A 22276-nucleotide genomic window follows, 5' to 3' on the forward strand; every position below is an offset into this window, starting at 1 on the left:
GAAACAGGCAAACGAGGTTCTTATGTCCGTACTCGATCTAAACGCCCTTAATGACCTGCCAAAAGTTGAACGCATTCTGGCCCTGGCAGAAACTAACGCCCAACTGGAAAAGCTCGACGCCGAAGGGCGCGTGGCGTGGGCGCTGGAAAACCTGCCGGGAGACTATGTGCTTTCGTCGAGCTTTGGCATTCAGGCGGCGGTCAGTCTGCATCTGGTGAATCAGATCCGTCCGGACATTCCGGTGATCCTCACCGATACCGGCTATCTGTTCCCGGAGACCTATCAGTTTATTGACGAGCTGACGGACAAGCTCAAGCTGAACCTGAAGGTTTATCGCGCAACCGAAAGCGCGGCCTGGCAGGAGGCGCGTTACGGCAAGCTGTGGGAGCAGGGCGTTGAGGGCATCGAGAAATACAATGAGATCAACAAGGTCGAGCCGATGAACCGCGCGCTGAAAGAACTTCATGCGCAGACGTGGTTTGCTGGGCTCCGCCGCGAGCAGTCCGGGAGCCGGGCAACGCTGCCGGTGCTGGCGGTGCAGCGTGGCGTGTTCAAAGTGCTGCCGATCATCGACTGGGATAACCGCACGGTGTACCAGTATCTGCAAAAGCACGGGCTGAAGTACCATCCGCTGTGGGATCAGGGCTACCTGTCGGTAGGCGACACCCATACCACGCGTAAATGGGAACCGGGAATGGCGGAAGAAGAGACGCGATTCTTTGGGCTGAAGCGCGAGTGCGGGCTGCACGAAGGGTAATGTTTTTTCGCCCGGTGGCGGCTACGCCTTACCGGGCCTACGTTTCGTGCCGTTGTAGGCCCGGTAAGCGCAGCGCCACCGGGCTTAATTGCATCAGGCTTTCCCCGCTTTCGCCAGCTCCTTCACCAGCGGCAGCATCACTTTCACGACATCCCGGCTGCGGTGCTCAATCCGCTGCGGCAGCGTTTTATCAATGTGCTGCTGATTATCCAGCCGCACGTCATGCCAGCTGGTCCCGTTTGGGAACGCCTTCGATTTAGCGCGCTGCTGATAGCCATCTTTTTTGCCCAGCGCCCAGTTAGTCGCCTCGACGTACAGCACCGGAATGCCCGCCTTATCAAACACTTCACCGTCATTACAGCAGCCCGTGCCTTTGGGATAATCGGGGTTACCGCCCGGATTTGTCGCGGCATAGACGCCATGCGTGCGGGCAAGCGCCAGCGCGCGGTCGCGGGTGAGTTTACGTACGCTGCTCGGCGTGCTCTGTCCGCTATTAAAATAGAGCTTATCTCCCACGATCAGATTATCGAGGTTAATCACCAGCAACGTATTTTTCTTCTCCTCAGCGGTCATGCGCTTAAGGAGATTCTCAGCGCCGAGTTTTCCTTCTTCTTCACCGCTGGTCGCAACAAAGCGAATGCTGTATTTCGTCGGAATATTCTTCAGGCGTTCGGCCAGCTCAAGCATGACGCCCAGCCCCGCCGCATTGTCATCCAGTCCCTGAAGCGTCAGGCCGCCGAGGTTATTATCGACATCGGCGTCGCTCATCGGCGTGTAGGTATCAAGGTGCGCCATAATAATAATCTGCTCAGCCGCCTTTCCTTCGTGCGCCGCAATGACCGTGCTGCCGGTTACGTTATGCCAGTTCTGCGTTTTATTGCGTGAGGTATAGATGTAGCGGCTGTGGAAAGCGCGAATGTCGCTCTCATAGCCCATATCCGCAAATTGCTGACGAATATAGTCTGCCGAGAGCATTTCGGCTGGGGTTCCGGTCATGCGGCCCGGAAAGACCGTCGCAATATGCCGCGCCTGCATACTGGCTATTTCACCGTAAGATTGATTTTTTGCCTGAGCCGGAAGGATAAAGCAAACGCCGAGCGCCAGGGCAACGAATCGGTGGCGCATTGCGGAAAACATAGTGAGTCCTTAAAAACAGAGCAAAATTTTAACCCGCATAGTATGAAACTGTGATCGGGTAGACACAATTTGAATTGCGCTTAAATGCCCGAAATTTCGCGTGTTAAGCACTTTTTGATATTTGCTTTTCCACGGCGTTATTCCATTGAGTAACTACTCATTCCAATTCGTAATTTCATTCGATCTAAGCCGCCCCCTATAGTCCCTTTATTCCTGGTTGTTAGTGAGTTGTTGCCTGTGGACTATCTCCCCCTTTTTGCCGCCTTGAAAGACCGACCGGTATTGGTTGTCGGGACGGGTGAAATTGCCGATCGCAAAATCGCCTTCCTGCAACGCGCCGGGGCGCAGGTGCAGATCGTTGCAGAGGCGGATTTTGCAGAGTCTCAGATCGACAGCGTGGTACTGGTGATTGCGGCAACCGAAGATCGGGCGCTCAACAGCCGAATCTCCGCCGCAGCCCAGGCCCGTCACCGCCTGGTGAACGTGGTAGACGACCAGCCGTTATGTTCATTTATCTTCCCGTCGATTGTCGACCGCTCGCCGCTGCTGGTGGCGATCTCCTCCGGCGGCACCGCCCCGGTGCTGGCGCGCGTGCTGAGAGAAAAAATCGAAGCGCTGCTGCCGACCAGCCTCGGACGTATGGCGGAGAAGGCCAGCTACTGGCGCAACCATCTGAAAACGCGTCTGAGCAGCGTGACGGAACGCCGTCGCTTCTGGGAGCGTGTGTTTCGCGGCCGCTTTGCCAGCCTGATGCAGGCCGGTAACGAGACGGCGGCGCAACAAATCCTTGAAGACGAACTGGATAACCCCGGCAGTACGGGCGGGGAGATCATTCTAGTGGGCGCCGGGCCGGGCGATGCCGGGCTGCTCACGCTGCGTGGCCTCCAGGTTCTTCAGGATGCGGATGTCGTGTTCTACGACCACCTGGTCACCGACGGTATTCGCGAGCTGATCCGCCGTGACGCGGAGCAAATCTGCGTCGGCAAACGTGCCGGCGAGCACTCCGTGCCGCAGCACGACACCAATCAAATGCTGATTGCCGCCGCGAAAGCGGGCAAAACCGTGGTGCGCCTGAAAGGGGGCGATCCGTTTATCTTCGGTCGTGGTGGCGAGGAGTTGCAGGCGGCAGCCGAAGCGGGCGTCCCGTTCCAGGTGGTTCCCGGCATTACGGCGGCGTCTGCCGTCACGGCCTACGCCGGTATTCCGCTGACCCATCGTGATTACGCCCAGAGCGTGACCTTTGTGACCGGGCATTATAAAGCCGACAGCACGCCGTTTGACTGGTCGCATCTCGCCCAGAGCCGACAAACGCTGGCGATTTATATGGGCACGATGAAAGCGGCAGACATCAGCGAACAGCTTATTCAGCACGGTCGCGATGTGACGACGCCGATAGCGGTGATCTCCCGCGGGACACGCGTCGATCAGCATGTCGCCATCGGCACTTTACAAGACCTTGCAACCCTGGCGAAAGACGCCCCGATGCCCGCCCTGATCGTGGTGGGAGAAGTGGTGCAGTTGCACAGCTCGCTCGCCTGGTTCCAACACACAACCGATACGGAAGGCTTTGGTTCTTCTGTTATAAATTTGGCTTAAGGAACGGTTATGGACCAAAAACGACTTACTCACCTGCGGCAGCTCGAAGCGGAAAGTATCCATATTATCCGCGAAGTGGCCGCCGAGTTCTCTAACCCGGTGATGATGTACTCCATCGGTAAAGATTCCAGCGTCATGCTGCACCTGGCGCGTAAAGCGTTTTATCCGGGGACGCTGCCGTTCCCGCTGCTGCATGTGGATACCGGCTGGAAATTCCGCGAGATGTACGAGTTTCGTGACCGTACCGCCAAAGCCTACGGCTGCGAGCTGCTGGTGCACAAAAACCCGGAAGGGGTGGCGATGGGCATCAACCCGTTCGTGCACGGCAGCGCCAAGCATACCGATATCATGAAAACCGAAGGGCTGAAGCAGGCGCTGAATAAATACGGTTTTGATGCGGCCTTCGGCGGCGCGCGGCGTGACGAAGAGAAATCCCGCGCCAAAGAGCGTATCTACTCTTTCCGCGACCGCTTCCACCGCTGGGACCCGAAAAACCAGCGTCCGGAGCTGTGGCACAACTACAACGGCCAGATCAACAAGGGCGAAAGCATTCGCGTCTTCCCGCTCTCCAACTGGACCGAGCTGGATATCTGGCAGTACATCTATCTGGAAAATATTGAGATCGTTCCGCTGTATCTGGCAGCAGAGCGCCCGGTCCTGGAGCGCGACGGCATGCTGATGATGATCGACGACGATCGCATTGATTTACAGCCGGGTGAAGTGATCAAAAAACAGATGGTCCGTTTCCGTACTCTCGGCTGCTGGCCGTTGACCGGCGCGGTGGAATCCAGTGCGCAGACGCTGCCGGAGATCATCGAGGAGATGCTGGTGTCGACCACCAGTGAGCGACAGGGCCGCGTGATTGACCGCGACCAGGCAGGCTCCATGGAGCTGAAGAAACGTCAGGGTTATTTCTAAGGAGCCGCCATGAATACGACTATTGCCCAACAAATTGCCGATGAAGGCGGCGTAGAAGCTTATCTGCACGCCCAGCAGTACAAAAGTCTGCTGCGTTTCCTGACCTGCGGCAGCGTTGATGACGGGAAAAGTACCCTGATTGGTCGTCTGCTGCACGACACGCGACAAATTTACGAAGATCAGCTCTCTTCCCTGCACAACGACAGTAAACGCCACGGCACCCAGGGCGAAAAACTCGACCTGGCGCTGCTGGTGGACGGCTTGCAGGCGGAGCGCGAGCAGGGCATTACCATTGATGTCGCCTATCGCTACTTCTCTACCGAAAAGCGCAAATTTATTATCGCCGACACCCCGGGGCATGAGCAGTACACCCGTAACATGGCGACCGGCGCGTCCACCTGTGACCTGGCGATCCTGCTGATGGACGCCCGTAAAGGCGTGCTGGATCAGACGCGTCGTCACAGCTTTATCTCTACGCTGCTGGGGATCAAACACCTGGTGGTGGCGGTGAACAAAATGGATCTGGTGGACTACAGCGAAGCGCGATTCGACGAGATCCGCCAGAGCTACCTGACCTTTGCTGAACAGCTGCCGGGCAACCTCGATATTCGCTTTGTGCCGCTGTCGGCGCTGGAAGGGGATAACGTCGCCTCTCAGAGCGCGAACATGCCGTGGTACAGCGGCCCGACGCTGCTGGAGGTGCTGGAAACCGTTGAAATTCAGCGCGTGGTTGAGACCCAGCCGATGCGCTTCCCGGTGCAGTACGTAAACCGTCCGAACCTCGATTTCCGCGGCTTCTCCGGCACCCTTGCGTCCGGCTCGGTCAACGTGGGCCAGCGTGTGAAGGTGCTGCCGTCCGGCGTGGAATCGACCATTGCCCGTATCGTCACCTTTGATGGCGATCTGGACGAAGCAGGGGCAGGTGAAGCGGTAACCCTGATGCTAAAAGACGAGATTGACATCAGCCGCGGCGATCTGCTGGTCGACGCGCAGGAAACGCTGGCGGCGGTGCAGGGCGCATCCGTGGACGTGGTGTGGATGGCGGAACAGCCCCTGACCGCAGGCCAGAGCTATGACATTAAAATTGCCGGCAAGAAAACCCGCGCTCGCGTGGACGGCATTCAGTTCCAGGTGGACATCAACAACCTGACCCACCGTGACGTGAGCGAGCTGCCGCTGAATGGCATCGGTCTGGTAGATCTGACCTTCGACGAGCCGCTGGTGCTGGATCCGTATCAGCAGAATCCGGTGACGGGCGGGCTGATCTTTATCGACCGCCTGACCAACGTCACCGTCGGCGCCGGGATGGTCCGTGAACCAAACACGCAGGCTACCGTGGCCTCTGAGTTCAGCGCGTTTGAACTTGAGCTGAATGCGCTGGTGCGTAAACACTTCCCGCACTGGGGCGCACGCGATTTGCTGGGAGGCAAGTAATGGCTGCCCATGATGAGAACGTCGTCTGGCATCCTCATCCGGTCACCGTCGCCCAGCGCGAACAGCTCCACGGTCACCGTGGGGTTGTGCTGTGGTTTACCGGGCTGTCTGGCTCCGGTAAATCCACGGTGGCAGGCGCGCTGGAAGAAGCGCTGCATCAGCAGGGAGTGAGCACCTACCTGCTGGACGGCGACAACGTGCGTCACGGCCTGTGCAGCGATTTAGGGTTCAGCGATGAAGACCGTAAAGAGAACATTCGCCGGGTGGGAGAAGTCGCCAGCCTGATGGCGGATGCCGGGCTGGTGGTGCTGACGGCGTTTATCTCACCGCACCGCGCCGAACGTCAGATGGTGCGTGAGCGCGTGGGCCGGAATCGCTTCATTGAAGTGTTTGTGGATACGCCGCTGGCAATCTGCGAAGCGCGCGATCCGAAAGGGCTGTATAAAAAAGCCCGCGCGGGAGAGCTGCGAAACTTCACCGGTATTGACTCGGTTTACGAAGCGCCTGAATCCCCTGAGATTCATCTGGAAGGTCAACAATTGGTAACAAATTTAGTAAGCCAATTATTAGACCTGCTCAGACGGGACGATATTATCAGATCCTGAGACGGTATCGTTCGGGAGCTGTCTTCCCGAGCGATGAGTCACGGTCACAGGATTAGCTATGCGCAACAGTGAAAACTACATGATTACCACCGGGTCGGAACCGTTAACGACCGACGACGAGACGACCTGGTCCTTCCCTGGGGCGATTGTCGGCTTTGTGTCGTGGCTACTGGCGCTGGGTATCCCGTTTTTGATCTACGGTGGAAACACCCTCTTTTTCTTCCTCTATACCTGGCCTTTCTTCCTGGCGCTGATGCCCGTTGCGGTTGTGGTGGGCGTGGCGCTGCACTCCCTTTTCAACGGCAAGCTCCTGTATAGTACGCTCATCACTATCGCCACCGTTGTGGTCATCTTTGGCCTGCTGTTTTTATGGCTGATGGGCTAACTTACGGCATAATTAAAACCCCGCAGTAGAGTCCAGCGGAAAGTTATGGGATGATGATGCCGTTTTTTCAGGGGGCAGGATGGGTAAACTAACGCTGCTGTTGCTGGCTTTGCTGGTCTGGCTGCAATATTCGCTGTGGTTCGGCAAAAACGGACTGCACGACTACAGCCGGGTGAGCGATGACGTCGCGGCACAGCAGGCGACAAACGCCAAACTTAAAGCGCGTAACGATCAACTTTTTGCTGAAATTGATGACCTCAATGGCGGCCAGGAGGCGATTGAGGAGCGCGCACGCAATGAACTTAGTATGACTAAGCCGGGCGAAACGTTTTATCGCCTGGTTCCGGATGCGTCTAAACGCAATCAGGGCTCCGCACAAAACAATCGATAATCAGGCCCAGGATTACGACATGGCAGCAACTTTTTCGGACGTCTGTGCCGTGGTGCCGGCCGCAGGTTTTGGCCGGCGTATGCAGACAGAATGTCCTAAGCAGTATCTCTCAATTGGCGATAAAACGATCCTCGAGCACGCCGTGGCGGCGCTGCTGGCGCATGCCCGGGTGAAACGCGTTGTTATTGCCATCAGCCCCGGCGATGCACGTTTTGCGCAGCTCCCGCTGGCGAATCATCCTCAGATTACCGTCGTTGACGGCGGCGCAGAGCGGGCTGACTCCGTTCTGGCGGGCATTCAGGCTGCCGGGAACGCGCAGTGGGTGCTGGTGCACGATGCCGCGCGTCCCTGTCTGCATCACGACGATCTGTCGCGTCTGCTGGCCCTGAGTGAAACCAGTAAAGTGGGCGGCATTCTGGCCGCCCCGGTGCGTGACACCATGAAGCGTGCCGAACCGGGTAAACCAGCGATTGCCCACACCGTCGAGCGCGTCGATCTATGGCACGCGCTGACGCCACAATTTTTTCCCCGCGAATTACTCCACGACTGCTTAACGCGAGCGCTTAAAGAAGGTGCGACCATTACGGACGAAGCCTCGGCGCTGGAGTATTGCGGTTTCCACCCCACGCTTGTTGAAGGGCGCGCTGATAATATAAAAGTGACGCGCCCGGAAGACTTACAGCTCGCGGAATTTTATCTTACCCGTACGACCCCTCAGGAGAAGGCATAATGCGTATTGGACACGGTTTTGATGTACACGCCTTTGGCGGCGTTGGCCCAATTATCATTGGCGGCGTGCGCATTCCTTACGAAAAAGGTCTGCTGGCGCATTCTGATGGCGACGTGGCGCTGCATGCGCTGACCGACGCGCTGCTGGGTGCCGCCGCGCTGGGCGACATTGGCAAACTGTTCCCGGACACCGATCCTGCTTTTAAAGGCGCAGACAGCCGCGAACTGCTGCGCGAAGCCTGGCGTCGTATTCAGGCCAAAGGCTACACCCTCGGCAACGTTGATGTGACGATCATTGCTCAGGCACCGAAGATGCTGCCGCACATCCCTCAGATGCGCGTGTTTATTGCTGAAGATCTGGGTTGCCATATGGACGACGTCAACGTCAAAGCGACCACCACGGAGAAGCTGGGCTTTACCGGTCGTGGCGAAGGCATTGCCTGTGAAGCCGTGGCGCTGCTGGTGAAGGCGGCCAAATGACGGATTTCGACAATCTGACGTATCTGCACGGTAAACCGCAGGGCAAGGGTCTGCTGAAAGCCAACCCTGAAGATTTCGTGGTAGTGGAAGATCTGGGTTTTGAGCCGGACGGCGAAGGCGAGCACATCCTGGTGCGCATTCTGAAAAACGGCTGCAACACCCGCTTCGTGGCGGACGCGCTGGCAAAATTCCTCAATATTCACGCCCGCGAAGTGAGCTTTGCCGGTCAAAAAGATAAACATGCCGTGACCGAACAGTGGCTTTGCGCCCGCGTGCCCGGCAATGCCATGCCCGATTTAAGCAAATTTGAGCTTGAGGGCTGTAAGGTACTGGAGTATGTCCGCCATAAACGCAAATTGCGTCTGGGCGCACTGAAAGGCAATGCCTTTACCCTGGTGTTGCGCGAAGTGACCGAACGCGAGGACGTTGAAAAACGCCTGAAGGCCATTAACGAACGCGGCGTACCAAACTATTTCGGCGCTCAGCGCTTTGGTATCGGTGGTAGCAACCTGCTGGGCGCGCTGCGCTGGGCGCAAAGCGGTGCACCGGTGCGCGATCGTAATAAACGCAGTTTTTGGTTGTCGGCGGCCCGCAGTGCGTTGTTTAATCAGATTGTGAGCGAGCGGCTGAAAAAACCGGACGCGAATCAAGTTGTTGTCGGCGATGCGCTACAATTAGCGGGACGCGGAAGCTGGTTTGTGGCAACGGCCGAAGAGATGGCCGATGTCCAGTCGCGCGTGGACGCTAAAACGCTGATGATTACCGCCGTCTTGCCGGGTTCAGGCGACTGGGGAACCCAGGGCGAGGCGCTGGCCGCTGAGCAGTCAGCGGTGGCGGATGCGCCAGAATTACAATCGTTGCTGGTGCGGGAAAAGGTCGAGGCGGCACGTCGTGCGATGCTCCTCTACCCGCAACAGCTGAGCTGGAACTGGTGGGATGACGTAACCGTCGAGTTACGCTTCTGGCTGCCGGCAGGTAGCTTTGCCACCAGTGTTGTCAGGGAACTTATCAACACGTCGGGTGATTATGCGAATATTGCTGAGTAACGATGACGGGATCCATGCGCCAGGTATTCAGACGCTGGCGAAACACCTCCGCGAATTTGCGGATGTGCAGGTCGTGGCTCCCGATCGTAACCGCAGTGGCGCGTCTAACTCATTGACGCTGGAGTCTTCACTTCGCACCTTTACCTTTGAGAATGGCGATATTGCCGTCCAGATGGGGACGCCGACCGACTGCGTATTTCTGGGCGTGAACGCGCTGATGCGCCCGCGGCCGGACGTTGTGGTCTCCGGCATCAATGCCGGGCCAAATCTTGGCGATGATGTGATTTACTCCGGCACCGTGGCCGCGGCGATGGAAGGGCGTCACCTGGGGTTTCCGGCGCTGGCGGTCTCGTTAAACGGTCACACCCACTATGACACAGCCGCCGCGGTGACCTGCTCCATTCTCCGTGCGCTTGGCCGCGAGCCGCTGCGTACCGGACGTATCCTCAATATTAACGTGCCGGACCTCCCGCTGGACGAGATCAAAGGGATCCGCGTGACGCGCTGTGGCAGTCGCCATCCTGCCGATCAGGTTATTCCCCAGCAGGATCCGCGCGGCAATACCCTGTACTGGATCGGCCCGCCGGGAGATAAATGCGATGCCGGGCCAGACACCGACTTCGCTGCGGTGGATGAGGGTTACGTTTCCGTTACGCCGTTGCACGTAGATTTAACCGCTTATAGCGCGCATGATGTGGTGTCGGACTGGTTAGATCGGGTCGGAGTGAACGCGCAATGGTAAGTAAACGTGTACAAACTCTTCTGGAACAATTACGCGCACAGGGGATCGCCAACGAGCAGGTGCTGAACGCGCTTGCCCAGGTTCCCCGTGAGAAGTTTGTAGATGAGGCGTTTGAACACAAAGCGTGGGAAAACGTGGCGCTGCCCATTGGGCAAGGCCAGACGATTTCGCAGCCCTACATGGTGGCGCGTATGACGGAGCTTCTGGAGTTAACGCCAGAGTCCCGGGTGCTGGAAATTGGTACCGGTTCAGGGTATCAGACCGCGATCCTGGCTCACCTTGTGCACCATGTCTGTTCGGTGGAACGGATTAAAGGGTTGCAGTGGCAGGCGCGCCGTCGCCTGAAACAGCTTGATTTACATAATGTATCGACACGCCACGGCGATGGATGGCAGGGTTGGCAGGCTCGCGCCCCGTTTGACGCCATCATTGTCACGGCAGCGCCACCTGAAATCCCCACTGCGCTTCTTTCGCAGCTGGACGAGGGTGGCATTCTTGTATTGCCCGTCGGCGATGAGCAGCAGCTTTTGAAGCGCGTTCGTCGACGCGGCGGCGAGTTTATTATCGATACCGTGGAAGCCGTGCGCTTTGTGCCCCTGGTTAAGGGCGAACTGGCCTGAGACTCGGATTTTTCCAGGGTTATTAAGGCAAATTCAGCGTATGGTGTGGCGCGATAGATTCGTGCCATCTCGGTTATTTTTAAGTCACTGGTAGTTAACACATTCCTGGGGGATAAATGAGCGCGGGAAGCCCAAAATTCACCATCAGCCGTGTTGCGGCATTATCACTGGTTTCGCTCTGGCTGGCAGGCTGTACAAGTTCAAATAACGCGCCTGCGCCCGTCAGTTCCGTTAATGGAACCAGCGGCTCGGGTAACACGTCCAGCGGAATGTTGATCACCCCTCCGCCTAAAATGGGCACCTCAACGGCGCAGCAAACTCCGCAGATCCAGCCGGTTCAGCGTCCAGTTACGCAGCCTACGCAGATTCAGGCAGTGGAACAGCCTGTTCAGACTGAAAATGGCCGTATAGTGTATAACCGTAAGTATGGGAACATTCCGAAAGGTAGCTATACCGGCGGCAGCACCTATACCGTGAAGCGCGGCGATACGCTGTTCTATATTGCCTGGATCACCGGGAACGATTTCCGCGATCTTGCACAGCGAAACAACGTCCAGGCCCCGTATGCTCTGGAAGTCGGGCAAACGCTTCAGGTTGGCAACGCGACGGGGACACCGCTTACGCCAGGCAACACCGTTTCAGCAGCCGACGTAACTGCACAAAATAACAGCGTTACTCCTGCACAAAAAACCACCACGGTGGTTGCTTCACAACCTGTAATTACGTATTCTGAGGATTCAGGTGATCAGAGTGCTAACAAAATGTTGCCGAATAATAAAGGTACTGCGACTGTTGTCACAGCACCGACTACGGCACCTGTGGTTAGCTCTACTGTACCGACTGCAAGCAGTCAGAATGCCAGCTCGTCAATCACCACCTGGCGCTGGCCAACTGACGGCAAGATTATCGAGAACTTCGCTACCTCTGAGGGGGGCAACAAAGGGATCGATATCGCAGGCAGTAAAGGACAGGCAATCATCGCGACCGCAGACGGACGCGTTGTCTATGCCGGTAACGCACTGCGCGGTTACGGTAATCTTATTATCATCAAACATAACGATGATTACCTGAGTGCCTACGCCCATAACGACACTATGCTGGTCCGGGAACAACAAGAAGTTAAGGCGGGGCAAAAAATCGCTACCATGGGTAGCACCGGAACCAGTTCTACACGCTTGCATTTTGAAATTCGTTACAAGGGGAAATCCGTAAACCCGCTGCAATATTTACCGCAGCGATAAATTGACGGGGCATGCCAGCCAGGGTGTCTCGTCCAGGGATCACGGGTAGGAGCCACCTTTATGAGTCAGAATACGCTGAAAGTTCATGATTTAAATGAAGACGCGGAATTTGATGAGAACGGATCAGAGGCTTTTAACGAAAAAGCCTTAGTAGAAGAGGAACCCAGTGATAACGATTTGGCTGAAGAAGAGCTGTTATCGCAGGGTGCCACACAGCGTGTGCTGGACGCGACTCAGCTTTACCTTGGGGAGATTGGTTACTCCCCACTGCTAACGGCCGAAGAAGAAGTCTATTTCGCACGTCGTGCTTTGCGTGGTGATGTTGCCTCGCGTCGTCGCATGATCGAAAGTAACCTGCGACTGGTCGTGAAAATTGCCCGCCGTTACGGCAATCGTGGTCTGGCTCTGCTGGATCTGATTGAAGAGGGCAACTTAGGTCTCATCCGCGCAGTTGAGAAGTTTGACCCGGAACGCGGGTTCCGTTTCTCAACCTACGCGACCTGGTGGATTCGTCAGACCATCGAACGGGCTATTATGAACCAGACCCGTACGATTCGACTGCCGATCCACATCGTCAAAGAGTTGAATGTTTATCTGCGTACCGCGCGCGAGTTGTCCCATAAACTGGACCACGAGCCAAGTGCGGAAGAGATCGCAGAGCAACTCGACAAACCGGTTGATGACGTAAGCCGTATGCTGCGTCTCAACGAGCGCATTACCTCGGTTGACACCCCGCTGGGTGGTGACTCCGAAAAAGCGCTGCTGGACATCCTGGCCGATGAAAAAGACAACGGCCCGGAAGACACCACGCAGGACGATGACATGAAACAGAGCATCGTCAAATGGCTGTTCGAACTGAACGCCAAACAGCGTGAAGTGCTGGCACGTCGTTTCGGTTTACTGGGGTATGAAGCTGCGACACTGGAAGATGTCGGCCGTGAGATTGGCCTGACCCGTGAACGTGTTCGTCAGATTCAGGTTGAAGGGCTACGCCGCCTGCGTGAAATCCTGCAAGGGCAAGGTCTGAATATCGAAGCGCTGTTCCGCGAGTAAGCAACCATTCGTCAGAAAAGGCCCGTCGTGAGACGGGCCTTTTTTATGCCTTACGATTGCGCCGTTTCGTGCAGCAAACGCCAGGTGATGTTATCCCCTTCCTGATTAAGCACCGCGGTTGACCAGCGCACGTTGACGGGCTGGCCAGGCCGGGTTTGCGTCTCCCGGTAATGGAGCACCGCGCCGTTGTCCCATGTCTGAAGCGTCGTTAGCGCATCAATGCCGATCCTGAGCCCGGGTCGGGTTCCCCGCTGCGCATATAAAAATTGGGCCAGAGCGTGATGATCTAAATGGGTGCCACTCGGTGGAACCATCAGAAAATCCGGACGGAAACGGGCGAGCAGGGCGTCCCGATCGCCTTCGCCTGCACCTAACCAGTTTTCAAGGGCGACGTGGATGTCGAGGATCTCTTGTTCGAAATGGGTCATGGTTGCTCCTGTTGCAGTTGCGCAAGTAACTGCGTGTTATTAAGACGGTAGACGTACAGTACGGGCAGTAGAGTGATAACTGCGGCAAAAATAAACATCCCGTGCCAGGCGACCAGCGGCGTAAGATAAGCTTGCATGAAGCTCAGCGCCTGCGCCAGCAGCAGGGTACCCGCAAAAAAGCTCAACTGACGATTCAGATTCCATAGCGCACTGGCATCAGGCATATCTTCCCGCCGCATTGTCAAAAACGCGCTGCTCTGAGCCGTACTGCTGCAAAGGCTTCCCCCCGCACCCATTAACGCAAACGCAAAGGCAGGTAACAGCATAGCCGGGCCGACGTTAATTAAAAGCAGAATGCCCGTCGCCTGCAAAAGGCAACCGATGACCACCAGCGGCCGCGGGCCGATACGGTTGAAATAGCGTCCTGTCGCGGTGATAGCCAAAAACGATGCCACAGACCACGGCAGCATAAGCATGCCCGTTGCGGTGGGCGTCATATTGGCCTCGCTCTGAAGGTAATACATGCCCGTTACGTTCACGCCAATAAAGATGCCGGGTACGCACACATAGATAAGCATGGATAAGCGCAACAGCGGATCCGTCAGCAAAGACAGGTTTACTATTCTGGTGGTGTTTATCGGTGACGGTTCTGTTTTAAGCCACGCGCAGGCCAAAACAAAGGTGACAATGGCGACGGGCAGGGTGGCAAAAAATATCCAGCGCCAGCTGAATGTCTGAACCAGCATGCCGCCCACAGCCGGTGAGCAGGCGGGGGCAAGCAGCGCGACCAGCATCACCACCGAGGAAAGTCTGGCCCGCTCATGAGGCTTAAACTGTTGCCAGGTCAGCGCCTGACCAACCGGGATCAGTAAACCCCCTCCGGCGCCCTGCACGACGCGCCAGGCAATCAAACTTTCCAGCGAAGATGAGAGACCCGCCGCAACGGAGGCCGCGCTAAAGAGAAGCAGTGAGAGCAGAATAACGCGCTTCGGCCCGACGCGGCGCGTCAGAATACTGCTGAATGGGATGACTAACGTCAGCCCGGCAATGTATCCGTTACTTACCCAGGCAAGCGCGGAAGGTGTGGTATTGAATGCGTGAGCCATCGCCGGAAAGGCGACGCTGGCAATAAACATGTTTATCAAATCAAGGAAAAAGCCGAGCAGAAAGACGACGGCGATTTTGCTGCGATACGTCATGGAAGTTCCTCCGGTGAGGTGGCGTATCGTATCGGCCCGCGCGTTACGGATAAACGCGACAAAGGACGATATACTGTCAACATTATTTTGACAGTTAACCAGGCAAGCGATGCTTAATTTACAGCGTACGGCGATGTTTATCGCCGTAGCGGACACCGGCAGTTTCACCGCCGCGGCGGAGGCGATGGGGCTGACAAAAGCGGTGGTCAGCTTTCATATTCGTCAGCTTGAAGAGGAGCTGGGCGTCACCCTGTTGCTGCGAACCACCCGACGCCTGACGCTGACCGAAGCGGGGAAGCTCTTTCATCAACGAAGCGTGATGCTGTTACGGGATGCAGAGCGATTGCAGGATGATGTTCGCGCCAACCACGCCGGGCTGACGGGAGAACTGCGGATCACCACCACGCCCGAGTATGGCTCGCAGGTAGTAGTGCCTTTGCTGGCTGAGTTTAGCCAGCTGCACCCTGATCTCCGCGTGCGGCATGTCTCGTCCTCTTTGCATGCCGATCTTATCGCCGAGCGCTTCGATGTCGCTATCCGGCTCGGCACGCTTGCAGATTCGCGCTACCACGCCGCGTTGATGACCTCCTTCACCATCCTGCCCGTGGCGACGCCATGCTGGCTGGCAAACCATCCGGTTGACTCGCTGGAGCAGCTGGCGGAAGCGGACTGGATCATTCACGAGCGTTTAACGTCGCCGCTGCGCTGGCAGGTGAGAGGCGTTGATCGGCATCCGGTTTCCTTTGAGATCAGAAAAGCGCCGCGCCTGTATGCAGACAGTGCCCAGGCGTTGATGGCTTTTGCCCTCGCGGGATGTGGCGTGGCGCTGTTGCCGGAGTGGCTGGTGCGTAACGCACTGGATACAGGGAAGCTGGTCTCGCTGTTACCGGAGTACACGTTTGCTCAGCAGGGCATCTATGCTGTTTATCCCGATGCCCGGCATGTGCCCGCGAAAGTGCGTACATTTATTGATTTTATGCGCGTCAGGGTTACTTAACCCTGCATCATCTTTTTAATGAGCGCTGAAAATTGCTCTCGTTCCGCGCCGTTAAGGCGCCCTAAAAACGCCTCATCCACCTCATTTCCAATCGGTTTACTGCTCTCAAGCAGGGCCTCACCTTCGGCCGTCAGAAAGACAAACCGACGGCGTTTGTCCGCCGGATCGTGCTCGCGCCTGACCAGGCCGCGTGCTTCCATGCGGCTCAGCATTTCTGCCAGCGTCGCTTTGGTGCTCACCGCGACTTCAGTCAGGGCAACCTGCTCAATGCCAGGATTTTCAGCAATTGACCGCATCACCGCATATTGTGGTTTGGTCAGTTCGGGCAATGCGTGTTGCCACTGGGCGGTATGCTGTTGAAAAAGCTGACGTAGCAGGTGAAAAGCTTCTTGTCTTAACTCCATGGACACTCCGACGGAAAAATACTCCCTCTATGATAGCCGCTCTCGGGCTGAATTTTAACGCGAGAGTTTTTAGCGAATAGTGTGATCGTATACGAACGATCTTGTCAGCAGCAGGATCGAGGCGTAGTTTAGTTAATATGTTCGTATACGAACAAACTAATTGAGGTGCTGAATGAGATTGATTGTGGGAATGACGGGCGCGACGGGTGCGCCATTAGGCGTGGCGTTGTTGCAAGCGCTGCGGGAAATGCCGGAGGTGGAAACGCATCTGGTGATGTCGAAGTGGGCAAAAACCACGATTGAGCTGGAAACGCCCTTCACTGCGCATGACGTTGCTGCACTGGCGGATGTCGTCCATAGCCCGGCCGATCAGGCTGCCACCATCTCCTCCGGCTCGTTTCGCACCGACGGCATGATCGTCATTCCGTGCAGCATGAAAACGCTGGCGGGTATCCGCGCGGGCTACGCCGAAGGGCTGGTAGGGCGTGCGGCAGACGTGGTGCTGAAAGAGGGACGCAAGCTGGTGCTGGTTCCGCGTGAGACGCCGCTCAGCACCATCCATCTTGAGAACATGCTTGCCCTTTCCCGCATGGGCGTGGCGATGGTGCCGCCTATGCCTGCGTACTACAACCACCCACAAACCGCCGATGACATAACCCAGCATATCGTGACCCGCGTTCTCGACCAGTTTGGTCTGGAGCATAAAAAAGCCCGACGCTGGGAAGGTTTGCAGGCAGCGAAACATTTTTCACAGGAGAATAAAGATGGCATTTGATGATTTGAGAAGCTTCTTGCAGGCGCTCGATGAGCAAGGGCAGCTGCTGAAAATTGAGGAAGAGGTAAACGCTGAGCCGGATTTAGCCGCCGCCGCCAACGCTACCGGACGCATTGGCGATGGTGCGCCTGCGCTGTGGTTCGATAATATTCGCGGCTTCACCGATGCCCGTGTGGTGATGAACACTATCGGCTCGTGGCAAAACCACGCTATTTCGATGGGGCTGCCAGCAAATACCCCGGTGAAAAAACAGATCGACGAGTTTATTCGTCGCTGGGACAAATTCCCCGTCTCGCCAGAGCGTCGTGCAAATCCGGCCTGGGCGCAGAACACGGTGGACGGGGAAGACATCAACCTGTTCGACATTCTGCCGCTGTTCCGCCTGAACGACGGTGACGGGGGCTTTTATCTCGATAAAGCGTGCGTTGTCTCCCGCGATCCGCTCGACCCCGAACACTTCGGCAAGCAGAACGTCGGGATTTACCGTATGGAAGTGAAGGGCAAGCGTAAGCTCGGCCTGCAACCGGTGCCGATGCATGATATCGCGCTGCATCTGCATAAGGCAGAAGAGCGCGGCGAAGACCTGCCTATTGCCATTACGCTGGGTAACGATCCGATCATCACCCTGATGGGCGCCACGCCGCTGAAATACGATCAATCCGAGTATGAGATGGCCGGTGCGCTACGCGAAAGCCCGTATCCGATTGCGACGGCTCCGCTGACCGGTTTCGATGTGCCGTGGGGGTCGGAAGTGATCCTCGAAGGGGTGATTGAAGGCCGAAAACGTGAAATTGAAGGGCCATTCGGTGAGTTTACCGGACACTACTCCGGCGGGCGCAACATGACGGTCGTGCGCATTGATAAAGTCTCTTACCGCACAAAACCCATTTTCGAATCTCTCTACCTGGGGATGCCGTGGACCGAGATTGATTATCTGATGGGGCCCGCTACCTGCGTGCCGCTCTATCAGCAGCTGAAGGCGGAATTCCCGGAAGTGCAGGCGGTAAACGCCATGTACACCCACGGCCTGCTGGCGATTATCTCCACCAAAAAACGATACGGCGGTTTTGCCCGTGCGGTCGGGCTCCGCGCCATGACCACGCCACACGGTCTGGGTTACGTGAAAATGGTGATTATGGTGGATGAGGACGTCGATCCGTTTAACCTGCCGCAGGTGATGTGGGCGCTGTCATCGAAGGTCAATCCGGCAGGCGATCTGGTGCAGCTACCGAATATGTCTGTGCTGGAGCTTGACCCCGGCTCCAGCCCGGCGGGGATCACTGACAAGCTGATCATTGATGCCACCACCCCTGTCGCTCCGGACAACCGTGGTCACTACAGCCAGCCGGTACAGGATCTCCCTGAAACCAAAGCCTGGGCCGAAAAACTGACCGCGATGCTGGCGGCACGTCAATAAGGAGGAAAAAATGATTTGTCCACGTTGTGCCGATGAACATATTGAAGTGATGGCAACATCACCGGTGAAAGGTGTCTGGACGGTATACCAGTGTCAGCACTGTCTGTATACCTGGCGCGATACCGAACCGCTGCGCCGTACCAGCCGCGAGCATTACCCGGAAGCGTTCCGCATGACGCAGAAGGATATTGATGAGGCACCGCAGGTGCCGACGATCCCGCCGCTGCTGTTATAAAAAGCCCGGAGGCGGCTGCGCTTACCGGGCGATAATATTGTGCGGTCTTTTGCCCGGTGGCGCTACGCTTACCGGGCCTACGGGTTTTGTAGGCCGGGTAAGGCGAAGCCGCCACCCGGCAAAAAAGACCGCAGAGAACTAAACCAGACTCTTCAACCGATAAATCCACTCCAGCGCCTGACGCGGCGTCAGCGAGTCCGGATCGAGATTTTCCAGCGCTTCCACAGCCGGAGAGGTCTCTTCCGGCACCGCCAGCAGTGACATCTGCGTACCATCTATCTGCGTAGCTGCCGCATTCGGTGACAAACTTTCCAGCTCACGCAATTTCTGACGCGCGCGCTTAATCACCTCTTTCGGCACACCCGCCAGCGCGGCGACGGCCAGGCCATAGCTCTTGCTTGCCGCGCCGTCCTGCACCGTGTGCATAAAGGCGATGGTGTCGCCGTGCTCAAGCGCATCAAGGTGGACGTTAGCCACGCCTTCCATTTTCTCTGGCAGCTGTGTCAGTTCGAAATAGTGCGTCGCGAACAGCGTCAGCGCCTTGATTTTATTCGCCAGACTTTCCGCGCACGCCCAGGCCAGGGACAGGCCGTCATAGGTGGAGGTACCGCGTCCTACTTCGTCCATCAACACCAGACTGTTCTCTGTCGCGTTATGCAGAATGTTGGCGGTTTCGGTCATCTCGACCATAAAGGTAGAGCGACCGCTCGCCAGATCGTCCGCCGCACCCACACGGGTGAAGATACGGTCGACAGGGCCAATCTCAACCTTCTGCGCCGGAACGTAGCTGCCGATGTAGGCGAGCAGCGCGATAAGGGCTGTCTGGCGCATATAGGTACTTTTACCGCCCATATTGGGGCCGGTAATGATCAGCATTCTTCGCTGCGGTGACAGGTTCAACGGGTTGGCAATAAACGGCTCGTTCAGCACCTGCTCAACCACCGGATGGCGACCTTCGGTAATGCGAATGCCGGGCTTGTCAGTAAAGGTTGGACAGGTGTAGTTCAGCGTTTCGGCGCGCTCGGCCAGGTTTACCAGCACATCCAGCTCGGCCAGCGCAGCGGCGCTCATTTGAAGGTCAGCCAGATGCGGCAACAGGATGTCGAACAGCTCGTCATACAGCTGTTTCTCCAGCGCCAGCGCTTTACCTTTCGACGTGAGCACTTTGTCTTCGTACTCTTTCAGCTCGGGAATAATGTAGCGCTCGGCATTTTTCAGCGTCTGGCGGCGAACGTAGTGAATCGGTGCCAGGTGGCTCTGCCCACGACTGATCTGGATATAGTAACCGTGTACGGCGTTGTAGCCGACTTTCAGGGTGTCGAGCCCCAGACGTTCACGCTCGCGGATTTCCAGCTTATCCAGATAATCCGTCGCGCCATCGGCCAGCGCACGCCATTCGTCCAGCTCTTCGTTATAACCCGGAGCAATAACCCCGCCATCCCGCACCAGAACAGGCGGCGCATCAATGATGGCGCGTTCCAGCAGTTCGCGAAGCTCGGTAAATTCGCCCATGGTTTCGCGCAGCTTTTGCACTGGCGCGCTGTCGATCTCTCCCAGCTGAGCGCGCAGTTCCGGCAACTGCTGGAAAGCGTGACGCATACGGGCGAGATCGCGTGGACGCGCGGTACGCAATGCCAGGCGCGCCAGGATACGCTCAAGGTCACCCACCTGACGCAGCACCGGCTGCAATTCGGTGTAACGATCCTGCAATGCGGCAATGGTTTGCTGACGGCCAATCAGCGTTTCGGTGTTGCGGATCGGCATATGCAGCCAGCGTTTGAGCATACGGCTGCCCATGGGGGTAACCGTGCTGTCAAGAACCGACGCCAGCGTATTTTCCATGCCGCCAGCGAGGTTCTGCGTGATCTCCAGGTTGCGGCGCGTGGCGGCATCCATGATGATGCTGTCCTGCTGACGCTCCATGGTAATTGAACGGATATGGGGCAGGGCGGTACGCTGCGTATCCTTCACGTACTGCAACAGGCAGCCTGCGGCACATAGCCCGCGCGGGGCATTTTCCACACCAAAGCCAATCAAATCGCGCGTGCCAAATTGCAGGTTCAGCTGCTGGCGCGCGGTATCAATTTCGAACTCCCACAGTGGACGACGACGCAGGCCGCGGCGACCTTCAATCAGCGCCATCTCGGCGAAATCCTCTGCATAAAGCAGTTCTGCCGGATTAGTGCGCTGTAGTTCAGCCGCCATGGTTTCACGGTCAGCCGGTTCACTCAGGCGAAAACGACCGGAGCTGATATCCAGCGTGGCGTAGCCAAACCCTTTACCGTCCTGCCAGATCGCCGCCAGCAGGTTATCCTGGCGCTCCTGAAGCAGGGCTTCATCGCTGATGGTTCCCGGCGTCACGATGCGTACGACCTTGCGCTCAACGGGGCCTTTCGACGTGGCCGGGTCGCCAATTTGTTCGCAGATAGCGACAGACTCGCCCTGGTTCACCAGCTTCGCCAGATAGTTTTCAACCGCGTGATGCGGGATACCCGCCATCGGGATGGGCTCGCCTGCCGACGCGCCACGTTTCGTCAGAGAAATGTCGAGCAGCTGAGACGCACGTTTCGCATCGTCATAAAAAAGCTCGTAAAAATCGCCCATACGGTAAAACAGCAGAATTTCCGGATGCTGTGCCTTCAGCTTCAGGTACTGCTGCATCATCGGCGTATGCGCGTCGAAATTGTCGATTGTGCTCATGGAGTTATGATATCCATTTCTTTGAAAATATTACGCTTTGAGCGGCTCAATGGCCGATTGTTCCTTCTATTGTCGCATGAAAAAAAGGTGCGGCGCAGAAAAAAGTCACGACTTTACGAGGCATCTTCCGCTATTAATTCAATGATGATTTTTCCGTGCTCGACGCCCACCCGAACCTGCGAGTTGGTGGTAAATCCCGCTTGTTCAAGCCAGTCGCCTTTCAGGCTTAGCGCTGCGTGTACGCTGTAGCGTTTTGGAATTTTCGTTTTACGGTCTTCATGACGTTTTCTGAAGTAACCCACTTTTAAGTGCCGATAGGGTTTGGCGATCGCGATCTGTTGCATAAGCTCTCCGGTGAATGCGGTTATTTACACCTGTATAAAATACCAGTAAAACGCAGCGAGGGGAGGGGTAATTCTGGAAGGACGCTTCAGAAAACGGAATGCAATAACTGAAAATGTGCGGATAAAAAGGTATTATAAATACACTTTATTGTTGAGGACGACGTTATGTCCGGTAAACGTATTTCACGAGAAAAAAAGACGATCGCCAGAATGATCGCCCTGTACGAAAACAGGTGTCCATACGCCATAAAGGAAGAGGGGCACTATTCGGCGCTTAAGGCTTATGCCGATAAGCGGCTGGATAAATGCGTGTTTGGTGAGGAAAAACCTGCCTGCAAACAGTGCCCGGTGCACTGTTATCAGCCCGCCCGACGGGAAGAGATGAAGCAGGTAATGCGCTGGGCAGGGCCACGTATGTTATGGCGTCATCCGATTCTGACCATCCGACATCTGATCGACGATCGTCGTCCGGTTCCGGAATTACCGGAAAAGTATCGGCCCAAAAAATAACCGGCTCAGCGCCGCAGTGGACGACAAATCACGCTCAGGGCGACGGCGCGGCGCAGGCAGACAGAAAAAGAGCACCAAATATCCGTGCGCCAGCGCGGGAGCGATATGTACCCGCTGACGCTCGCCGCCGGAA

General features: G+C 56.7%; 26 protein-coding genes. 19 read left to right on the top strand and 7 right to left on the bottom strand.

Going from position 1 to position 22276, the window contains the following annotated elements; translation table 11 throughout:
- Positions 1 to 22: 22 nt before the first annotated feature.
- Positions 23 to 757, top strand: a complete 735-nt coding sequence (gene cysH, locus ACNQ0T_RS05275; RefSeq protein ID WP_063147446.1) for a phosphoadenosine phosphosulfate reductase — start codon at positions 23 to 25, stop codon at positions 755 to 757.
- Positions 758 to 850: 93 nt separating this feature from the next.
- Here the strand turns inward: cysH and ACNQ0T_RS05280 are convergent, their stop codons facing one another.
- On the bottom strand, positions 851 to 1894 hold the full coding sequence (locus tag ACNQ0T_RS05280; RefSeq protein ID WP_023298484.1) for an aminopeptidase: 1044 nt from the start codon (positions 1892 to 1894) through the stop codon (positions 851 to 853).
- 237 nt (positions 1895 to 2131) lie between these two features.
- On the opposite strand from ACNQ0T_RS05280, the gene cysG reads away from it, so the two are divergent.
- The 11 genes from cysG to ACNQ0T_RS05335 all read left to right on the top strand — a co-directional run bounded on the left by cysG (position 2132) and on the right by ACNQ0T_RS05335 (position 10840).
- On the top strand, positions 2132 to 3490 hold the full coding sequence (cysG, locus tag ACNQ0T_RS05285) for a siroheme synthase CysG (RefSeq protein ID WP_417929715.1): 1359 nt from the start codon (positions 2132 to 2134) through the stop codon (positions 3488 to 3490).
- Positions 3491 to 3499: 9 nt separating this feature from the next.
- The gene (gene cysD, locus ACNQ0T_RS05290) at positions 3500 to 4408 is read left to right on the top strand and encodes a sulfate adenylyltransferase subunit CysD (RefSeq protein ID WP_006811770.1); all 909 of its coding nucleotides are present in this window, start codon (positions 3500 to 3502) and stop codon (positions 4406 to 4408) included.
- A gap of 9 nt (positions 4409 to 4417) precedes the next feature.
- Complete coding sequence (gene cysN, locus ACNQ0T_RS05295; protein ID WP_417929716.1) at positions 4418 to 5842, top strand: sulfate adenylyltransferase subunit CysN; 1425 nt, start codon at positions 4418 to 4420, stop codon at positions 5840 to 5842.
- A complete protein-coding gene (cysC, locus tag ACNQ0T_RS05300; RefSeq protein ID WP_022649188.1) occupies positions 5842 to 6447 on the top strand; it encodes an adenylyl-sulfate kinase in 606 nt (201 codons plus the stop codon). Before cysN ends, cysC begins: the two co-directional genes overlap by 1 nt.
- 58 nt (positions 6448 to 6505) lie before the next feature.
- A complete protein-coding gene (locus ACNQ0T_RS05305; protein ID WP_006811767.1) occupies positions 6506 to 6832 on the top strand; it encodes a DUF3561 family protein in 327 nt (108 codons plus the stop codon).
- A 79-nt stretch (positions 6833 to 6911) separates the two neighbouring features.
- Complete coding sequence (gene ftsB, locus ACNQ0T_RS05310; protein ID WP_003862095.1) at positions 6912 to 7223, top strand: cell division protein FtsB; 312 nt, start codon at positions 6912 to 6914, stop codon at positions 7221 to 7223.
- A 19-nt stretch (positions 7224 to 7242) separates the two neighbouring features.
- Positions 7243 to 7953: a 2-C-methyl-D-erythritol 4-phosphate cytidylyltransferase gene (ispD, locus tag ACNQ0T_RS05315; RefSeq protein WP_000741569.1), complete on the top strand. Its 711-nt coding sequence runs from the start codon at positions 7243 to 7245 to the stop codon at positions 7951 to 7953.
- On the top strand, positions 7953 to 8432 hold the full coding sequence (gene ispF, locus ACNQ0T_RS05320; RefSeq protein WP_003862097.1) for a 2-C-methyl-D-erythritol 2,4-cyclodiphosphate synthase: 480 nt from the start codon (positions 7953 to 7955) through the stop codon (positions 8430 to 8432). Before ispD ends, ispF begins: the two co-directional genes overlap by 1 nt.
- The gene (gene truD, locus ACNQ0T_RS05325) at positions 8429 to 9478 is read left to right on the top strand and encodes a tRNA pseudouridine(13) synthase TruD (RefSeq protein ID WP_417929718.1); all 1050 of its coding nucleotides are present in this window, start codon (positions 8429 to 8431) and stop codon (positions 9476 to 9478) included. Before ispF ends, truD begins: the two co-directional genes overlap by 4 nt.
- Complete coding sequence (gene surE / locus ACNQ0T_RS05330; RefSeq protein ID WP_017382816.1) at positions 9459 to 10220, top strand: 5'/3'-nucleotidase SurE; 762 nt, start codon at positions 9459 to 9461, stop codon at positions 10218 to 10220. Before truD ends, surE begins: the two co-directional genes overlap by 20 nt.
- Positions 10214 to 10840, top strand: coding sequence for a protein-L-isoaspartate(D-aspartate) O-methyltransferase (locus ACNQ0T_RS05335; protein WP_022649184.1), 627 nt, complete (start codon positions 10214 to 10216; stop codon positions 10838 to 10840). The genes surE and ACNQ0T_RS05335 overlap by 7 nt, the downstream gene beginning before the upstream one ends.
- 94 nt (positions 10841 to 10934) lie before the next feature.
- Here the strand turns inward: ACNQ0T_RS05335 and ACNQ0T_RS05340 are convergent, their stop codons facing one another.
- Positions 10935 to 11066, bottom strand: coding sequence for a peptidase (locus ACNQ0T_RS05340; RefSeq protein ID WP_306173474.1), 132 nt, complete (start codon positions 11064 to 11066; stop codon positions 10935 to 10937).
- On the opposite strand from ACNQ0T_RS05340, the gene nlpD reads away from it, so the two are divergent.
- Entirely contained in the window at positions 11008 to 12081 is a 1074-nt protein-coding gene (nlpD, locus tag ACNQ0T_RS05345) for a murein hydrolase activator NlpD (RefSeq protein ID WP_306307778.1), read from the top strand. The genes ACNQ0T_RS05340 and nlpD overlap by 59 nt on opposite strands.
- Before the next feature lie 60 nt (positions 12082 to 12141).
- Complete coding sequence (gene rpoS, locus ACNQ0T_RS05350; RefSeq protein ID WP_417929719.1) at positions 12142 to 13134, top strand: RNA polymerase sigma factor RpoS; 993 nt, start codon at positions 12142 to 12144, stop codon at positions 13132 to 13134.
- A gap of 50 nt (positions 13135 to 13184) precedes the next feature.
- On the opposite strand, the gene ACNQ0T_RS05355 is transcribed toward rpoS, so the two are convergent.
- Complete coding sequence (locus tag ACNQ0T_RS05355; protein WP_126502698.1) at positions 13185 to 13562, bottom strand: DUF4440 domain-containing protein; 378 nt, start codon at positions 13560 to 13562, stop codon at positions 13185 to 13187.
- The gene (locus ACNQ0T_RS05360; RefSeq protein ID WP_126502699.1) at positions 13559 to 14761 is read right to left on the bottom strand and encodes an MFS transporter; all 1203 of its coding nucleotides are present in this window, start codon (positions 14759 to 14761) and stop codon (positions 13559 to 13561) included. Before ACNQ0T_RS05360 ends, ACNQ0T_RS05355 begins: the two co-directional genes overlap by 4 nt.
- 109 nt (positions 14762 to 14870) lie before the next feature.
- On the opposite strand from ACNQ0T_RS05360, the gene ACNQ0T_RS05365 reads away from it, so the two are divergent.
- Positions 14871 to 15758 (top strand): LysR family transcriptional regulator, encoded by an 888-nt coding sequence (locus tag ACNQ0T_RS05365; protein ID WP_063147453.1) that lies wholly within the window; start codon positions 14871 to 14873, stop codon positions 15756 to 15758.
- On the opposite strand, the gene ACNQ0T_RS05370 is transcribed toward ACNQ0T_RS05365, so the two are convergent.
- Complete coding sequence (locus ACNQ0T_RS05370; RefSeq protein ID WP_022651767.1) at positions 15755 to 16162, bottom strand: MarR family winged helix-turn-helix transcriptional regulator; 408 nt, start codon at positions 16160 to 16162, stop codon at positions 15755 to 15757. The two genes, ACNQ0T_RS05365 and ACNQ0T_RS05370, sit on opposite strands and share 4 nt — an antisense overlap.
- Before the next feature lie 172 nt (positions 16163 to 16334).
- On the opposite strand from ACNQ0T_RS05370, the gene ACNQ0T_RS05375 reads away from it, so the two are divergent.
- From ACNQ0T_RS05375 to ACNQ0T_RS05385, 3 genes are read left to right on the top strand one after another with little or no spacing between them, the layout of a single operon-like run.
- Positions 16335 to 16937 (top strand): non-oxidative hydroxyarylic acid decarboxylases subunit B, encoded by a 603-nt coding sequence (locus ACNQ0T_RS05375; RefSeq protein ID WP_003862111.1) that lies wholly within the window; start codon positions 16335 to 16337, stop codon positions 16935 to 16937.
- Positions 16927 to 18354 (top strand): non-oxidative hydroxyarylic acid decarboxylases subunit C, encoded by a 1428-nt coding sequence (locus ACNQ0T_RS05380; protein ID WP_022649178.1) that lies wholly within the window; start codon positions 16927 to 16929, stop codon positions 18352 to 18354. The genes ACNQ0T_RS05375 and ACNQ0T_RS05380 overlap by 11 nt, the downstream gene beginning before the upstream one ends.
- A gap of 10 nt (positions 18355 to 18364) precedes the next feature.
- On the top strand, positions 18365 to 18589 hold the full coding sequence (locus ACNQ0T_RS05385) for a non-oxidative hydroxyarylic acid decarboxylases subunit D (protein WP_171932414.1): 225 nt from the start codon (positions 18365 to 18367) through the stop codon (positions 18587 to 18589).
- Between the two features lie 138 nt (positions 18590 to 18727).
- Here ACNQ0T_RS05385 and mutS read toward each other — a convergent pair whose 3' ends face one another.
- Both mutS and ACNQ0T_RS05395 read right to left on the bottom strand, forming a co-directional pair.
- The gene (gene mutS / locus ACNQ0T_RS05390) at positions 18728 to 21289 is read right to left on the bottom strand and encodes a DNA mismatch repair protein MutS (RefSeq protein WP_048966184.1); all 2562 of its coding nucleotides are present in this window, start codon (positions 21287 to 21289) and stop codon (positions 18728 to 18730) included.
- A gap of 113 nt (positions 21290 to 21402) precedes the next feature.
- Positions 21403 to 21633, bottom strand: coding sequence for a SymE family type I addiction module toxin (locus ACNQ0T_RS05395; RefSeq protein WP_022649175.1), 231 nt, complete (start codon positions 21631 to 21633; stop codon positions 21403 to 21405).
- 165 nt (positions 21634 to 21798) lie between these two features.
- On the opposite strand from ACNQ0T_RS05395, the gene ACNQ0T_RS05400 reads away from it, so the two are divergent.
- Positions 21799 to 22143 (top strand): nitrous oxide-stimulated promoter family protein, encoded by a 345-nt coding sequence (locus ACNQ0T_RS05400; protein ID WP_063200636.1) that lies wholly within the window; start codon positions 21799 to 21801, stop codon positions 22141 to 22143.
- Positions 22144 to 22276 lie beyond the last annotated feature (133 nt).

The sequence above is a fragment of the Enterobacter cloacae complex sp.6700776 genome, from assembly GCF_048284255.1.
Taxonomy (GTDB): domain Bacteria; phylum Pseudomonadota; class Gammaproteobacteria; order Enterobacterales; family Enterobacteriaceae; genus Enterobacter; species Enterobacter intestinihominis.

Excerpts from the sequence above, each read along its gene's own strand:
- ACNQ0T_RS05280 (WP_023298484.1), bottom strand. The coding sequence starts at position 1,894 with ATGTTTTCCGCAATGCGCCACCGATTCGTTGCCCTGGCGCTCGGCGTT.
- ACNQ0T_RS05335 (WP_022649184.1), top strand. The coding sequence starts at position 10,214 with ATGGTAAGTAAACGTGTACAAACTCTTCTGGAACAATTACGCGCACAG.
- cysC (WP_022649188.1), top strand. The coding sequence starts at position 5,842 with ATGGCTGCCCATGATGAGAACGTCGTCTGGCATCCTCATCCGGTCACC.
- ispF (WP_003862097.1), top strand. The coding sequence starts at position 7,953 with ATGCGTATTGGACACGGTTTTGATGTACACGCCTTTGGCGGCGTTGGC.
- ACNQ0T_RS05395 (WP_022649175.1), bottom strand. The coding sequence starts at position 21,633 with ATGCAACAGATCGCGATCGCCAAACCCTATCGGCACTTAAAAGTGGGT.
- ACNQ0T_RS05400 (WP_063200636.1), top strand. The coding sequence starts at position 21,799 with ATGTCCGGTAAACGTATTTCACGAGAAAAAAAGACGATCGCCAGAATG.
- truD (WP_417929718.1), top strand. The coding sequence starts at position 8,429 with ATGACGGATTTCGACAATCTGACGTATCTGCACGGTAAACCGCAGGGC.
- cysD (WP_006811770.1), top strand. The coding sequence starts at position 3,500 with ATGGACCAAAAACGACTTACTCACCTGCGGCAGCTCGAAGCGGAAAGT.
- ACNQ0T_RS05375 (WP_003862111.1), top strand. The coding sequence starts at position 16,335 with ATGAGATTGATTGTGGGAATGACGGGCGCGACGGGTGCGCCATTAGGC.
- ACNQ0T_RS05385 (WP_171932414.1), top strand. The coding sequence starts at position 18,365 with ATGATTTGTCCACGTTGTGCCGATGAACATATTGAAGTGATGGCAACA.
- mutS (WP_048966184.1), bottom strand. The coding sequence starts at position 21,289 with ATGAGCACAATCGACAATTTCGACGCGCATACGCCGATGATGCAGCAG.
- cysN (WP_417929716.1), top strand. The coding sequence starts at position 4,418 with ATGAATACGACTATTGCCCAACAAATTGCCGATGAAGGCGGCGTAGAA.
- ACNQ0T_RS05305 (WP_006811767.1), top strand. The coding sequence starts at position 6,506 with ATGCGCAACAGTGAAAACTACATGATTACCACCGGGTCGGAACCGTTA.
- cysH (WP_063147446.1), top strand. The coding sequence starts at position 23 with ATGTCCGTACTCGATCTAAACGCCCTTAATGACCTGCCAAAAGTTGAA.
- rpoS (WP_417929719.1), top strand. The coding sequence starts at position 12,142 with ATGAGTCAGAATACGCTGAAAGTTCATGATTTAAATGAAGACGCGGAA.
- ACNQ0T_RS05355 (WP_126502698.1), bottom strand. The coding sequence starts at position 13,562 with ATGACCCATTTCGAACAAGAGATCCTCGACATCCACGTCGCCCTTGAA.
- ispD (WP_000741569.1), top strand. The coding sequence starts at position 7,243 with ATGGCAGCAACTTTTTCGGACGTCTGTGCCGTGGTGCCGGCCGCAGGT.
- surE (WP_017382816.1), top strand. The coding sequence starts at position 9,459 with ATGCGAATATTGCTGAGTAACGATGACGGGATCCATGCGCCAGGTATT.
- ACNQ0T_RS05380 (WP_022649178.1), top strand. The coding sequence starts at position 16,927 with ATGGCATTTGATGATTTGAGAAGCTTCTTGCAGGCGCTCGATGAGCAA.
- ACNQ0T_RS05365 (WP_063147453.1), top strand. The coding sequence starts at position 14,871 with ATGCTTAATTTACAGCGTACGGCGATGTTTATCGCCGTAGCGGACACC.
- ACNQ0T_RS05370 (WP_022651767.1), bottom strand. The coding sequence starts at position 16,162 with ATGGAGTTAAGACAAGAAGCTTTTCACCTGCTACGTCAGCTTTTTCAA.
- ACNQ0T_RS05360 (WP_126502699.1), bottom strand. The coding sequence starts at position 14,761 with ATGACGTATCGCAGCAAAATCGCCGTCGTCTTTCTGCTCGGCTTTTTC.
- ftsB (WP_003862095.1), top strand. The coding sequence starts at position 6,912 with ATGGGTAAACTAACGCTGCTGTTGCTGGCTTTGCTGGTCTGGCTGCAA.